Raw genomic sequence first — 14,020 nt, 5'->3', positions numbered from 1 at the left:
ACACTAAAATATCAAAAAATCAACCTTGCATAATTGTTAAAAAGTAAGAATTATTGTGACTTTAGTAAACTCGATAAAACTAAATTGGCTCCGCAACCTGGTTTTTTTGAGCAAAATACTTCGTTGCCTCCCTTGACAATAGTTAAAATACCCAGTTTATTTGGTGTGTATTTTGGGGACATGGGGATAAAATTTATTAGGGTTAGTCCTGGAGAAGTCAACAGGGTTTTTTAACCTCCTTACTTCGTTAAAAGTGGCATCTTGCAGGATTTTCAATAAACTTTTTATGGGCGGATTCTCCTGCCCAACCCCTACTCCCCACAAGAAAATACAGTTGTTGTGGAACAGGCCGGAAAGCCTGTTGATGGCAGAAGCGCACTAGACGTGAGTTCAAACCCTCAATAAAACTTAAAAAAGCCGGTTGACTAGAGTTAGAGTGCGGGCAGGACTGATTATCAAGTTAAGATTTTGCCCGGACTGAGAAAAAAACACGGCAACACCTGGTAGCAAGCGGAGGTCAAAAAGCGATCGCATTCCCAGGCTGTTGCTGGAATTAAGACCGCACCTAAAAACTCCAGAGTTAATGATCGTAAACAGGATTGTCTTTAGGACTAATTAAATTCAGCAATTTTTGCTTAATCTGAGCATCAAATACTTCCCATTTCAGCCTTGCATAATCGCTCTTCTCATTCCCGCCGGAAAGAAATCCCACCGGAATTTCAAAACCTCCAGCTTGACTTCTGCCGCCCCCAAAAAAGCGTCCTTGAGCATCTTGACCGAAGGCTTCTTTAATAAATTCGTCGGGGTCGAGAGTAAGTTTATTAGTTCGCAGGGAGCCAATTACTACTTCAATTTCTTCGTCTTTGTCGTGAACAATTGCGTAGACAACTGCTGTGTGTACGTTCTCTTCTGTTACTAAAAAGTCCGCCGCTTGGGGAATAGAATCCCGATCGTCATAGCGGAGGTAGCCGATGCCGGCGATCGAAAAATTGTTCTGGACAGTGCGGTGTTTGAGCGATCGCTCGATCGCGTCCATCACCCACTTAGAACGAGACGACTGTAACACTGCATTCAGCAACTGCGGGTCGTAAAACCGGCTCAAATAAGCCGCAGCTAAAAAGTCCTCTTCCTGAGCTTGTCTGAGGGCGATCGTATCCGATCGCAAACCGTGCATCAAAGCTGTAGCACACTTGATGTGCAGACTGACGCTGGCGTCGAGAGCTAACATTCCAGACTGTAAATACTCGGCAAAAATGGTGGCTGTAGCGCGGATTTGAGGGCGCAAATCGGTAAATTCTGCGTTCATTTCCCCCTGCAAATTGTGATGATCGATGACAGCAGCGATCGGAACTCCAGCCGCTAAAATATACTGGGTTAAGTTACAAGTCGTCCCTTGATTGTCAATGAAAGCGCAGCCCTGAAACACCGACAAATCCTTAGTCTTTACTGTTTCCAGCGTCCACCGCTGCAACGGCAACCCTGTCAATTTAACTAAGGCAATATTTTCTTGGTGGCTGAGGGCGCCGGCGTAGATAATCTCGCATTGGATATCGTATTGTTCGGCAATTAATTTGTAAGTCCAAGCGCTGGAAAGTGCGTCGGGATCGGGAAAATCTTGCAGCAAGATTAACTGGCGAGTGCCTTTGTGCCGATCGAACATTTGGCGCAATTGCTCGACTTTGCGATCGTGCAATTCCTCGCGGAGACGGCCGCGGTTTTCCTCGGAAACAACTTCGGCTTTGCTGCGCCGTTTCCCAGGCGCATTCACTTCGGCTACAACCTCGCTGCTGGGCTCAAGCTCAACTTTGCGGTTGCCGGATGTTTCATCGGAATTGTTAGGGGGATGGTCTTTCATCGTTAAAAATTAACAATTTAACTATTTCAGGATTTGCGCGACATTCTATCTTAAACCCGGTTTCTTTGTAGATGCCTTGTTGTCAAAGCCCATACTTCTTACTAGAAACCCGATTTAAGAGCGTAAATTCTCTCTTTAACTGTTTAACTTTTTAACTCATGCAGAGAGTGTGCGTTCCCAGGAACGAAGCAATCTCAGGACTCAGAACTTCCGCAAAAAACCCCCGCGCTTGCGCTGACAGGGGTTTTAAAGGCCAATTACATATTTTTGCCATTCTTTGTGCATACCGCTCTTAACGTGTTTAGTCACTTCAAAATAAAGACCGCTGTGAGGTTTCCTAGGTGGATAGCGCAGCGACATTCCCGCTTCTTTTGGCGTGCGGCTGCCTTTATTGACATTGCAGCGGACACAAGCGGTGACGAGGTTTTCCCAACTGTCGCCTCCTCCGCGCGATCGGGGAATCACATGATCGAGGGTTAAATCGTCCCCCGCATAACTACAGTATTGACAAGAGTGTGCGTCCCGGTGCAAGATGTTCCGGCGGGTCAGCGGAATATCCTTATAGGGAACTCGGACGTAATGCCGCAGTCGGATCACAGTTGGTAGCGGGAAGTTTGGCGCAATAAATTTCCCGTTGTGTTCTACCTGTTCTGCTTTTCCTTTTAGCAACAAAACTACCGCCCTTCGCCAATTGGTGATGTTAAGGGGTTCGTAGGAGGCGTTCAGCACCAGAACATTGCCCATTGTTGATTATTAAAGAGAATATTTTTTTCGATGTTAACACAGGTTCCCCTTTAGGTGGGACAACCTCAGAAAGAGCGAGGGGAGCGCAAAAAACGGTGCAAAACCACTCCTTTACCCTATACCTTTGCGCTTGCGCCCCCTGTGGCTGCACCTGTTTTCTGCTTTTGGTGTTTGTCAGCGAGCTTTTTTCCCTAAGTTTTGGCTTAGATGAGGCCAGTGTGTGCGATCGCAAAAATTTGCAGAATAAACTTTATTTTTTTCTCTAAATGCCTAATCTTCCCGGCAACAAACAGTTTAACTTTTTAGACTATTAGTAACCTTAAATGAAAAAGCTTATTACTGCTCATGAAATTTCGGCTCTTAAAGTCAGCTTTTAGCGCGTCAATTATTGCCCTTGTTGCTCCGATTTTAGCAAACAGTCCAGCCTTTGCTCAAACGCCTTCATTCTTCTGTGGCGCTGCTGGCGGTCGCCCAGCTACAATTGCTGTCCAACAAGGCAAAAATATTCCCGTTATTTTGTGGCTAGCTGATAACTATTTCAATGAATCAGGAGAAGACGCGATTACTCGGTGCACCAGAGTCTCAGGAATTCTCAACAACTCACAACCGCAAGGAACTTGGGAGAATATTGTCACAGCAGGTGCATCGCCCACCGGTCAACTAATTATTTGTGCAGCTAATCCTCAAGACGGTTCCTGTAGATTATTATATCAAGTACCCAAAGGCCAAAATCCAGAACAAGCTCGACAAGAACTCTTAAGAAGAGTCACAAATCCTAATGTAAGTGTTTCGCCTGTTAAGGTAAATTGATAGTCATTAGTAGGGACATGGCAATGCCCATAGGTGTCAACTTAAGGTACAACCAATAGTCCGGCAGGGGTTGAAACCCCTGCCTCAAAGCTAAAGTCCTCTAAAAGAGGACTAATGAGTTGAGATTCTTCTCTTCAGTCCTCTTTGAGAGGACTTTCGCTATTAGACAGGGGTTTCAACCCCTGGCGGACTTGATGGATGACTAACGGACTAATGGGCATTGCCGTGTCCTACTTGCAGAGAGTTGAAACTCTGGTAAAATACTTCGGTTGAGTGGCGAAAAAATTGCAGCTTTGCTTCAGCAATTCTTCTAAACCTTCAACCTGCCTCAACCATACAGTGCCGTTGCTTCCAGCTACAGCAATTTGTTTTCCGTCTCGACTCCAACTGACACTAACAACATTCTCCTCGAACTCAAATTGAGCAACCTGCCGCCCCGCTAAATTCCACAGCCGTACAGTCTTGTCAATTCCCACTGTAGCCAGCCGTTCTCCGTCGGGGCTAAAACTAATTGATTTCGCATCAAAATGCAAGGTTTGAAATTCCTTAACTAATTCTTTTTCTGACAGATTCCACAGCCCAACTTTGCCATTCAATGTTACTGTAGCAAAGCGATACTGGTGTTGAGCCGGAGTGAAACTGATCCCAATTGCCTGAACAGGCAGTGTTTTTTTTAGCTTGCCCGACAAATTCCAAAGTCGCACTGTAGATTTGCCATCTAAAGTCGTTATGAAATCGCCCTTTGGGCTAAAATTTACGCTTCTCACTAAGCCGTTGTGACCTGGGAGTTTCTGGCTAGGTGATACTAATTGTGGCAGTTTAGACAAATCCCAAATTGCAGCATAGCTGTCTATCCCTGCCGCGGCTAATAACTTTCCTTCGGGACTAAAACTGATGCTGGTAACAGAGCCTTGGATTCCTTTCAAAGTAGAAATATTTTTACCTGATAAATTCCATATTTTAACCGTGTTATCCCTTCCGGCTGTCGCTAAAAAATTACCGTTTGGGCTAAAATTTACCATATTAACTGACCGCTGTAAAGCTTTCCATTCAGCAATTTTTTTCCCGGAAAAGTTCCACATCCTAACTGTATCGTCTATTCCTGCGGTTGCTAAAATTTGCCTAGTTGGGCTAAAAGTGACGCTGGTAACTGCACCTTTATGAGCTTGCCACTGGATCTTTATTTGCGGACTTGATGAGGCTTTTACCTCCTGTGTTTCACTAATTTCATCGAGAATTATTTGTAAGGCTAACAGCGGTCTAGTTGCTGGGTATTGTTCTAGCTTAGGTTTGTTTTCAACCAATGTTTTTAATTTTTTACCGGAGGCGATCGCCCTCAGTAAAGCTTCTGATAAAGCTTCCGTGTTTTCGGTTTTTTGAGATACCGCTAACAATAAAGCATCGCTGCCATTTTGTTCGATTTCAATACTTGCTTGTGCTAATTTAAACCGCTGGTAAGCAAGAGTTGAAAAGCCGATCGCTGCCAGTAACGATGCTGCCAGTACCGCAGAACCGATGCCGATCCACTGTTTGGCTTTTTGTTTGGCAGAGTGAGCTTCACTCAAAGCTTTTTCGGCATCACAGACAGCTTTTTTAGTTTCTAGTGTAGCTGAACGCAGCAGTTGATTTTGGTCGCTCAAAATAACTTTCTGGCTGGCTGTCAAAAATTGAAAATCTTCGTTTCTCAAACTTTTCCCTGTCGCCCAAACTAATGCTGACTGCAAATCATCTCCTCGCAACAGTTGGGAATCATCTTCACAGCTAGAATTGAGCCAGAGTTTGATGGCTTCGGAGTAAGGCGAGAGTTTTTCTAATTTTTGTTCAATTAAGTCTTGGTTAAATACAGCTTGATAAATAGGATTAGAAATTGTTAATTTTTCCCTACGCTTAACGATTAATCCGCTTAATCGTAATTCCATTTGTTCGGCACTACCATCGGGGACAATTTCAGCTTGTTCTAAAATTTGCTGATACAATCCGAGTCTCCTGACAATCCGTTGGTTTTCTCTGAAAAGCCGATCGCGAATTGTGGACAAATGTTCGGGCACATCTTGAGTTTCCCAATTCTCCACGATTTTCAAGCGCACTACTTTCTCCACCCACTCTTGAGAAGTGTGAATTTTATCTTTCTCCCCCTCTTGGCAAGCGGTGGCAGCATCTTTCTCCCCCCCTTGGCAAGGGGGGGCTGGGGGGGGTAAATTCGGGATTAATTGTGGATTTTCCAGCAGAAGTTTGCACAGCTTTTGAGTCAAAAAAGGTTGCCCGCCCGTCCAATACAAAACCTCTCTCAAAACTTCATGAGGGCTATCTGTCAGGTCTGCCAACCCTGCTGCTAGCGGTTGAGCTTCTGTTTCGTCAAAACCAGTTAATTCGATCGCCTTGCCAATATTAAAAGGGGTATTGCTGCTGGCATTTTGCTCGCGGCACAAATCCGTCGGCGATGCTACACCTAAGAGGGCCCAAGTTAGGCGATCGAACTCTGAATTGTTGGCGCGCTTGTTGTAGCACGATCGGATTAAGGCTAAAAAATCGTCGGCGGGAAAATCTAGGGCGAGAATGCTGTCGATTTCGTCAATAAAAATGACAATATTGCTGGTAATGTTGGGTAAAAGTACGGTTTCGATGAATTCGCTCAATCTTTGAACCGGGGTTAAAAAATTGCGATCGCGCCACCAAGTACGCACGTTGACAATATCCGACAGGTTAAAGTTATTTTCGAGAATGCGTAGCAAACCAGCATACCACTGTTCGGGAGTAACGCCGCGGTTGCCAATTTCCGAAATGTCGATCGCAGCACAAGCAATTCCTTCATTTCTCAGCCGCTGAATTGTCCGCACCTGCAAGCTAGATTTGCCCATTTGCCTGGAATTCAAAACATAGCAAAATTCTCCGGCTTTCAATCCGTTATAAAGGTCGTCGTCGGCTTGCCGCTTCACATAATTCGGAGCGTTATTGGTGAGACTGCCGCCGACTTGATAGTAACTGGGCTTCGTGGTAGAATTCATATAAGTTATTCGGTTGAAACCGTTACTACAAAAACAAAATCCGCCTTCGCGGACTGAAGAAGTGAGGCGGTATTAAAGCATAATTATGTATGATTAATTGTAACACAATACAGTATGAAAACTGATTGGACGGGATATAACGACGACAAAGACAAGTTAAGAGCTGAAATTTGGTCTTTGCTGAAGCAGCAAGCCGCATCTATTGGCGATGCGTTCGGTCATATTCCCAACTTTGTCGGTGCACAGGTGGCTGCCGAAAGATTGGCAACTTTACCAATATGGCAACAAGCAAAAACGATTAAGTGCAATCCAGATTCGCCACAAATTCCGGTGCGGATGCAAGCTTTGCAAGATGGGAAACGCCTGTATATGGCAGTACCGCGATTGACAGACGATCGCTGTTTTGTTGAGTTGACTGCTGAGGATTTGCAGAGACAAAATATATCTATTGCCGAAAGTGCGATCGCCCGCAAAGCACTGAGTTGCGGAAAATTGGTAAGTTTTGCAGAAATGGAGCCGATTGATTTAGTAATAGTCGGCTGCGTAGCCGCGGGTCCCAACGGTGGAAGAACCGGGAAAGGTGCAGGATTTGCGGATTTGGAATTGGCTATGTTGAAGGAATTCGGGTTAGTACAAATCGATACGCCAATTGTAACAACAGTGCATCCTTTGCAAATAGTCGCAGATTCGCGTTTACCAATGCAAGCTCACGATTGGGCGCTGAATTGGATTGTTACTGCCCAGGAGGTAATTGAAACTAATACAACTTATCCGCGTCCAATTGGGTTAGACTGGGATAGTATACGGCCGGAACAGTTGGCACAAATTCCAATTTTGCGAAAGTTTAGAGAGCAATTAACCACTAACAAATAGCTTTCAATCAAAATTAAGGCAAAAGAGAATTCACAGCGATCGCCCCAATTTCTATCCCTTCAATAATCGGTATAACAGCCGATCGCCCGAAATCTAATCTTTGACTGTAATCTGGCTGCTCAACTTCAGCAATTGGTTGAGAGTACACCTCAACCTGTTCTTCCACAAGATTCACAATCCAATAAATGGAAATTCCAGCGCGGGCATAAATCCGTTTTTTGACAGTGCGATCGCGTTGAAGCGTCGTATCGGATACTTCAATAATCAGGGCAATATCTTCCGCACCCGGATGCCGATCGAGATACTGTCGCGTATCTCCTCGGACAACCACTAGATCAGGTTCAGGTTCGCTATTGGATAGCGTGATGGGTTCTTGAGAATCGACATACCAACCAGGGGGTAAAATATTCTCTAAAGCTGTTCTGACAAGACGAGTTGTTGCTCGATGCGGTGGATTTTTTGGCATTTTGAAAACCAGCCAACCTTCCAGCAATTCTACAGAGTCATCATCCGTGAGAATACCAGCTTGAATTATCGCATGATACTGCTCGATGCTCAAGCGGAAAATCAGATCGTTCGGAATTGCTGCAACACTTTCGACGGGCGACATAACTGTATAGCCGAGTTAATTGTTGTCTTATTTTAGTTTTTATTTAACGAACCGTGAAGACGCGTTACGCGAAGCGGCGCGTAAGCGCTAGGACGCGAAGTAAGAAAGAAAAAAAGGAAGAAGGTAACTTCATAATATATCTACTTTGTGGTGAACACGCGCCATGCAATGAAAGCTGTAAAAGCTAGATAACCAAATACGGCTATCCAATCTAGCCAATTATCGGAAGTTATCAAAAAAATATCGTTCATGGCTATCATTCACCTGATTATTACTTACCGCAGTTACTGACCAAATTTTACCCGATCGCGCTCAAGTGCGATCGAAAATATTGTCGATACAGTTCGCACCTCGGAATGCACTCGTTCCCCTGCAATCTCACCAACCCCAAACTGTCCAACTTAAAAGCCTGCATTGCCTTTAATTGCACCGGAGAGTCCGCAGCCACAATCTCTCTCATCCCCTGCGCCAACTCAGGATATTCTTCCAAATTCCACAACTGCCGGCGCAAATGGTCGCTGTAAATTCCCGCATCTGCGATCGCAGTTTCTTTTAATTCATCGAGTGTCAAATGCGATCGCGAAATGTGATATAATGCAACTCGCACTAAATACGGATGTCCGCCGACAATTGCCATTAATTCTTCAACTTCTGCATTAGACCAATTTAAGTTGTGGCGCGCTGATAAATCTTGTATTTGCTGAGAGTTGAATTCGGGCAAATCTACGGGCAGTCCGACGTTGAAAGGCGATTGATTGATGTTCATTGGGATGTAAACTTCGGTGGAGTGAACTACAATTAATCGCAGTTTTTTCCAGATGTCGCGCCGCTTGGATTCTTCGTGCCACGCCCGCAGCAGTCCTAAAAAGTCTTCGGCAATGTCGGGATATTGAAAAACGCGATCGATCTCGTCTAATCCTAAAATTAAAGGACTATCGATTTGTGGTAAAATGTATTTTTCAAAGTAATCTTTGCAGTTGACTTTGCTGCCAAATATCTCGTCCCAATAATCATCTAATTGATTGGGTAAGTGCAACTCGCGGCCGACGTAAGCGCAAAACCACTTTAAGAATTTATCTAAGTTGGCGAATACGGCTTTATCTACTAACTGAAAAGTTAGTGGCACTGTGCAATACCCTTGACGGGCTCCGTGATGCAAAATTCTTGCCATCAAGGAAGTTTTGCCCATTTGTCTTGGTGCTTTGATTCTAATTAAGGCGCTGGGCTGCACAATAGTTTGATAACAGCGTTCTTCGATGGGCGGGCGTTCTACATAAAATTGAGAAGCGACATCCACTTGTCCTCCCGGTAATTCCGGTTCAGCGGCGGGTAGAGGTATTTCGTCGCTGCTAATTTCTAATAGCTGTTTTTGTGTTAAACTTTCCGTTTCTTCGGTAACTGGTGCGGGTTCTTCTGCTAGTAAATTCAGGACTTCTTCGATAATAATTGGAGTGTCGGCGGTGGTTTTCCATTCCCTCTGTTTGATGCGGTACAGATAGCCCCGCAAGTCGTGATTTAGAGGCGCATTCAGCGGAAAACCGACGCGGATGGGGAGAATTATTGGTTTCTTGTCAGGGCGGGAGTCTTGCAGTTCTTTTGCTTGCTGAACTTGATATGTTAGCAGTTCGCTTTGATTTCCCGTTGGTGGCAACAGTAGCAGCAAATAATCGCATTCTTGGAGGAATGAATTAATGCGATCGAACCAATTATCTCCTAATCTAATGTTATTTTCTGCTGTAAAAACTGTATGCCCGATCGCGCTTAAAGCCATTTCCAACTGTTTTCCTAACTCGCGATCGGGTTCGGCGCTGCGATAACTGACAAATACTTTAACAATTCTGTTGCTGGCTGTATCTTCCCCTGCCGGCGAATTGTCCAGCTCGTCTAAATTTGTCGGTTCCTCAAGTTTAGCCGATCGATGGTCGCTAGCAGCCAGAGTCATCTCAAAAGCCGCGAACAACTGGCGAATTTTACTCAAATCCGCACCTTCTCTACCCTGCTTAATTTTGCTGACTGTATCCGCACCGACGCCAGATTCAGCCTCGATTTCAGTCAGAGTACCTCTAATGTTATATCGGTCAGACCATTCTTGGAGCGCCTCGTTAAGTTTCTTTAAGCCAGAGGCAGTGAGAATGCGACCGCGATCGCGTGTTGACTTGAGCACTTCGCTTGCAGTGAAAGGGGAACGAATCTAGAAATTTTAACCCCTTAAGTTCCTATTTTGGGCGATTTTAAGGAAGATAATCAGCCAGCCGGAATTTAAGGAATTTTACTTGGGGAGGTTTTTTTGGCGCTCGACTCCTCAAACTCTGTCCTGATAACGGCTTCAACAGTTGAATATATTTGATGAGAAAAAGTTTTTCTTAACTCCCCAATCTCCGCCGCTACTCACCACTTAACTTTTTAGAGTAGATACACCAAGCAAAAAAGGAGCAGCCAAATGAGCAAAATCTTACACAGACTGGCAATGGCCGCTTTGGGAACCGCCGCCATTTTCACAATTAATACACTTAATAATTTAACAGAAGCATCAGCCGCTGGTAAATTTGACGAACCAGAAATTTATCAAAACACAGTTTTTCCACTTGGTATACCGGGCCAGTTGCATAAATAGGCAAATTCATTCATTTAATTAAGGAGAAATTATGAAGTCTACACTGTGTTCGCCGCAACCTATAGCTACCAAATTTGACTCCGTTGATGCTGAGGCGATCGATGCCTGCACTGCAATTGCATGGATGGAATTGGTAGCATTAGATGCCAGCGCTCTCACGGGGGATGATTGGCTGGCTTTGTGCGATGATATAGATAGCGGGGAAATCTACCGCTGCTGGTTTTTGTGGCGAGATCGCGAAGTTAGCGGTAATTGGGAAGCTTACGATCCTTTGAGCGATCGCCGATTTGTTGCGAAAGGAAAAGTTTTTCTCAAAGCTGCGATCGACTCACTCGAAGATGCTAGAAATCGGGAAGTCGCCTAACTTGAATTCATCTCATGTGAATAAAATTTGTGCCTACAAAACAAGAATTCTGCCCAGAGAATTCGCGACAGTACAAACTTTCGTCCGCCTGCGCGAGACAAGAAGAAAAAGGGGTAATAGAACCGGATCTGATATCAGTCCCGGAAACGCAATACTCTCAAAGCAAATAAAAAACTTACGGCTGCGGGCAAGATTTGACTGTATGATGCTATGTGCTTCGTCTCGAAAGCGGTTGATCAGGTTTTTTCAGCCGCTTTCTCGTTGCAGCCGTAAACTCTTTCTCTTCAAACATGACTCTAAAACTGCGATGGCTGTTGCCGGCCGCCCTTAGTCTTTTCTCGATCGCCCTGCCCGCAAAAGCTGATACACTAACATCTTGGCACTTCGATCCCAAGGAAAACCAACTCAATTTAACCACAGATTCAGGAGTGCAGCCGGAAGTTAAACTCATTGCTAATCCCACCCGCTTAGTAATTGATTTGCCGGGAATAGTCTTGGAGTATCCCGAAAGTCCTCAAAGCTACAATTCAGCTATTCAACAGATTAGAGTCGGGCAGTTTGACACGGAAACTACCAGGTTAGTGATACAATTAACTCCCGGTTATAAGTTAGACCCGCAAAAAGTCCGAGTCATTAGAGAATCTGCCACGCGCTGGTCGTTTCAGTTGCCAAATCCAGAGCAAATAGCGGGGAACGAGTCTTTTATACCAACAGCTATTACCCGGATAGAACAAACAACAGCTCAAGTTACGCCCTCTGTTTCGCCGGGAAATCAGAGAAACTATTCGGCTGATTTGGGGCTGTCAACAGGCTCGGAAATGACAGCCATCAAGCCTCAAATCGAAAGTGCGATCGAACAGTATAGATCCCTGAGCGCCGGAATGTTTTTTCTGGATTTAGATACAGGAAACTATTTGGATATCAAAGGCGATCGAGTATTTCCGGCCGCGAGTACCATCAAATTACCTATTCTGATAGCCTTTTATCAAGATGTAGACGCAGGCAAAGTTAGCCTAGACGAAACATTAGTTATGAAGTCCGACTTAGTTGCCAGCGGTTCTGGAACTATGCAAGACGAACCAAATGGCACTCGGTTTAGCATCAGAGAAACCGTAGATAAAATGATTACCATCAGCGACAATACAGCCACCAACATGATTATTGAACGTTTGGGGGGAATTGCTAAACTCAACGAGCGTTTTCGCAGTTGGGGATTAACTGACACCAGAATTCGCAATTGGCTCGGCGATTTTCAAGGAACAAATACCACAAGTTCTGTGGATATGGTAAAGTTGCTGGCGATGCTGTCTGGCGATAAATTAGTCTCTGAATCGAGTCGCGAACAAGCTTTAGAATTACTGCGGCACACCACAACTAGAACGCTTTTGCCTTCCGGTTTGGGCCCCGGCGCCGTGATTGCCGACAAAACCGGAGATATTGGCTTTGTAGTTGGCGATGCGGGAATTATTGATATGCCCAACGGTAAGCGTTATTTAGCGGCAATTTTTGTAAAACGTCCTTACAATGACCCGATTGTGAGAGATTTGGTGCGCCGGATTTCCCGGATTGTTTACAATTATTTAGACCAACCTGCGGCGAGAGTACCGGATAATTTGCGTTGATCAGACAATTCGGCGATTGAAATCGCTACTAAACAAACAAAGTCCGCCTTCGCGGACTTGAAGAGAAGATTTTTAATTACTAATGACTATTCTTTGCGCTCGATGGCTACAGTCAAATGAGCCACAACTGCTCCCACTGTAGCAAGTACAGCAGCAATTGGAAAGACTACTGAGCCTGCAACGCCACCCACCAATCCAGCCATCAGCGGAATGTCTGCCAAAGTCCGCCCTTGCGAGTTTTTGATGACAAGGCGGCGGAGTTTTCCTTGCTGAATTAGTTCTTTGACTTTACCAATTAGGCTGTCACCGCTAATCTTAAATTCTTCCACTCTGACTTTTTCCTCTGTTGCAAATTCTGAGGCGAATACATGACTTTCAACTGTTGGGTTGGCTGAATTTCCAGTCGCTGCTGTTTCGTCTTGTAGAATTGTTACTTGTTGTTCTTTTTGTAAGTTCATTTTGTGTAAGGGCGGGTGAAAACCAGCCGTTTAATTTCTATACTCTTATCTTCGGCGATCGCACTTGGGAATGACAGGCAAGGAAACCCTACAATCTGCATTCGTACTTTCCACCCCCGCCTTTTTACTCAAAACATTATTTTTTTGGCGTTAGATCAGGGCAGGTTTATCTCTTCCTAAAGGTAGAGAAGATATTGTTGAAACAACCCGTCTCTAGATACAAGTAAGGTGCGTATTGCCAGCCCGGTCAAGGTGGCGGCTGTCTGTTGAATCTTTAAGTTGGACACCAAGCGAAGTAAAGTCAGGGAAAATTATTAATATTAAAACTTTATATTTTTACAATGACTTCAAAAGAGATTGCTATCTAGGCACAATTAAGCTATGGCTTGCAATGCCAGTTCTCAAAAGCATCCCAGAGATAGCGATCGCACTGGCGAAGTACAATAAAATCAGAAACGCAAACCGAGTACATCAACCAACATCTGAATCAAGATATTAAGCTTGCAGATTTAGCTCAATTGCTGGGCATGGGTCAATTTCATTTCAGCCATCTGTTGAAGTAGTTGATAGGCACATCTCCCTAACCATAATCGATCGCCCAACGAGTAGAACGGGCAAAGCAGTTGTTGAAATTTTCGAGATCAATTATGGACATTGCCGTATTGGTGTGGCTTCAACTGCCACAGCCATTCGCAGCACACAGTTTCGGCAATTTACGGGGATGACACCGAGAGGCGGAGCGATCGAATTAAATAACCTTGCTTTCGTACAGTACGCAGGATAAAGGCATAGTCTATCGTGGCAGATAGGCTCCAACTCAACATCAGCGACTTGCGGCTGTCCGCTGCATTTGAATTGTTAGACTTCCTTGCTTAGTGCGTCGAAGCGGCGTGGAGACGGATGAATTTTACCTTACAACGTGAAAGCTGAGATGCATCACATCAGGCTATTCTAATATGAATCAAGGGAATTTTCAACATCTTTACACTTACAATACTCCGGACAGTTTTTAAGCAGCCAGAGTACCATAAGACAAGACTGAAGGAAGGTTAGGGTGATTTAAAA

The 14,020-nt window shown here is 44.6% G+C and carries 11 protein-coding genes; 5 read left to right on the top strand and 6 right to left on the bottom strand.

Translation table 11 applies throughout. From position 1 onward, the window contains the following. Nucleotides 1-580: 580 nt before the first annotated feature. The gene (locus QUA07_RS22540) at nt 581-1,855 is read right to left on the bottom strand and encodes a bifunctional oligoribonuclease/PAP phosphatase NrnA (RefSeq protein WP_333329466.1); all 1,275 of its coding nucleotides are present in this window, start codon (nt 1,853-1,855) and stop codon (nt 581-583) included. Between the two features lie 246 nt (nt 1,856-2,101). Continuing rightward, complete coding sequence (locus tag QUA07_RS22535; protein ID WP_333082663.1) at nt 2,102-2,599, bottom strand: HNH endonuclease; 498 nt, start codon at nt 2,597-2,599, stop codon at nt 2,102-2,104. 345 nt (nt 2,600-2,944) lie between these two features. Between QUA07_RS22535 and QUA07_RS22530 the strand changes: the two genes are divergently transcribed. Next, entirely contained in the window at nt 2,945-3,409 is a 465-nt protein-coding gene (locus QUA07_RS22530) for a COP23 domain-containing protein (protein WP_333213399.1), read from the top strand. 230 nt (nt 3,410-3,639) lie between these two features. Here the strand turns inward: QUA07_RS22530 and QUA07_RS22525 are convergent, their stop codons facing one another. Beyond that, entirely contained in the window at nt 3,640-6,414 is a 2,775-nt protein-coding gene (locus tag QUA07_RS22525) for an AAA-like domain-containing protein (protein WP_333329462.1), read from the bottom strand. A 114-nt stretch (nt 6,415-6,528) separates the two neighbouring features. Here QUA07_RS22525 and QUA07_RS22520 point away from each other — a divergent pair, with 114 nt between their 5' ends. After that, on the top strand, nt 6,529-7,287 hold the full coding sequence (locus QUA07_RS22520; RefSeq protein ID WP_333329459.1) for a 5-formyltetrahydrofolate cyclo-ligase: 759 nt from the start codon (nt 6,529-6,531) through the stop codon (nt 7,285-7,287). A gap of 13 nt (nt 7,288-7,300) precedes the next feature. On the opposite strand, the gene QUA07_RS22515 is transcribed toward QUA07_RS22520, so the two are convergent. Continuing rightward, on the bottom strand, nt 7,301-7,897 hold the full coding sequence (locus QUA07_RS22515; protein ID WP_333329456.1) for a Uma2 family endonuclease: 597 nt from the start codon (nt 7,895-7,897) through the stop codon (nt 7,301-7,303). Between the two features lie 298 nt (nt 7,898-8,195). Further along, nucleotides 8,196-10,061, bottom strand: a complete 1,866-nt coding sequence (locus tag QUA07_RS22510) for an AAA-like domain-containing protein (protein WP_333329452.1) — start codon at nt 10,059-10,061, stop codon at nt 8,196-8,198. A gap of 276 nt (nt 10,062-10,337) precedes the next feature. On the opposite strand from QUA07_RS22510, the gene QUA07_RS22505 reads away from it, so the two are divergent. The 3 genes from QUA07_RS22505 (at nt 10,338) to QUA07_RS22495 (ending at nt 12,497) form a co-directional block, all read left to right on the top strand. Next, on the top strand, nt 10,338-10,511 hold the full coding sequence (locus tag QUA07_RS22505; RefSeq protein WP_333329449.1) for a hypothetical protein: 174 nt from the start codon (nt 10,338-10,340) through the stop codon (nt 10,509-10,511). Nucleotides 10,512-10,542: 31 nt separating this feature from the next. Further along, nucleotides 10,543-10,875: a hypothetical protein gene (locus tag QUA07_RS22500; protein WP_333329446.1), complete on the top strand. Its 333-nt coding sequence runs from the start codon at nt 10,543-10,545 to the stop codon at nt 10,873-10,875. Nucleotides 10,876-11,165: 290 nt separating this feature from the next. Beyond that, the gene (locus QUA07_RS22495; protein WP_333329443.1) at nt 11,166-12,497 is read left to right on the top strand and encodes a serine hydrolase; all 1,332 of its coding nucleotides are present in this window, start codon (nt 11,166-11,168) and stop codon (nt 12,495-12,497) included. 86 nt (nt 12,498-12,583) lie between these two features. Here QUA07_RS22495 and QUA07_RS22490 read toward each other — a convergent pair whose 3' ends face one another. Then, complete coding sequence (locus QUA07_RS22490) at nt 12,584-12,955, bottom strand: DUF4342 domain-containing protein (protein WP_333329440.1); 372 nt, start codon at nt 12,953-12,955, stop codon at nt 12,584-12,586. Nucleotides 12,956-14,020: the final 1,065 nt, after the last annotated feature.

Origin of the sequence: Microcoleus sp. T3_A4 (assembly GCF_036700465.1) — a bacterium.
GTDB lineage: Bacteria > Cyanobacteriota > Cyanobacteriia > Cyanobacteriales > Microcoleaceae > Microcoleus.
Note: the sequence above shows the minus strand (reverse complement) of the source record. Positions and strands in the feature narration are given on the sequence as shown.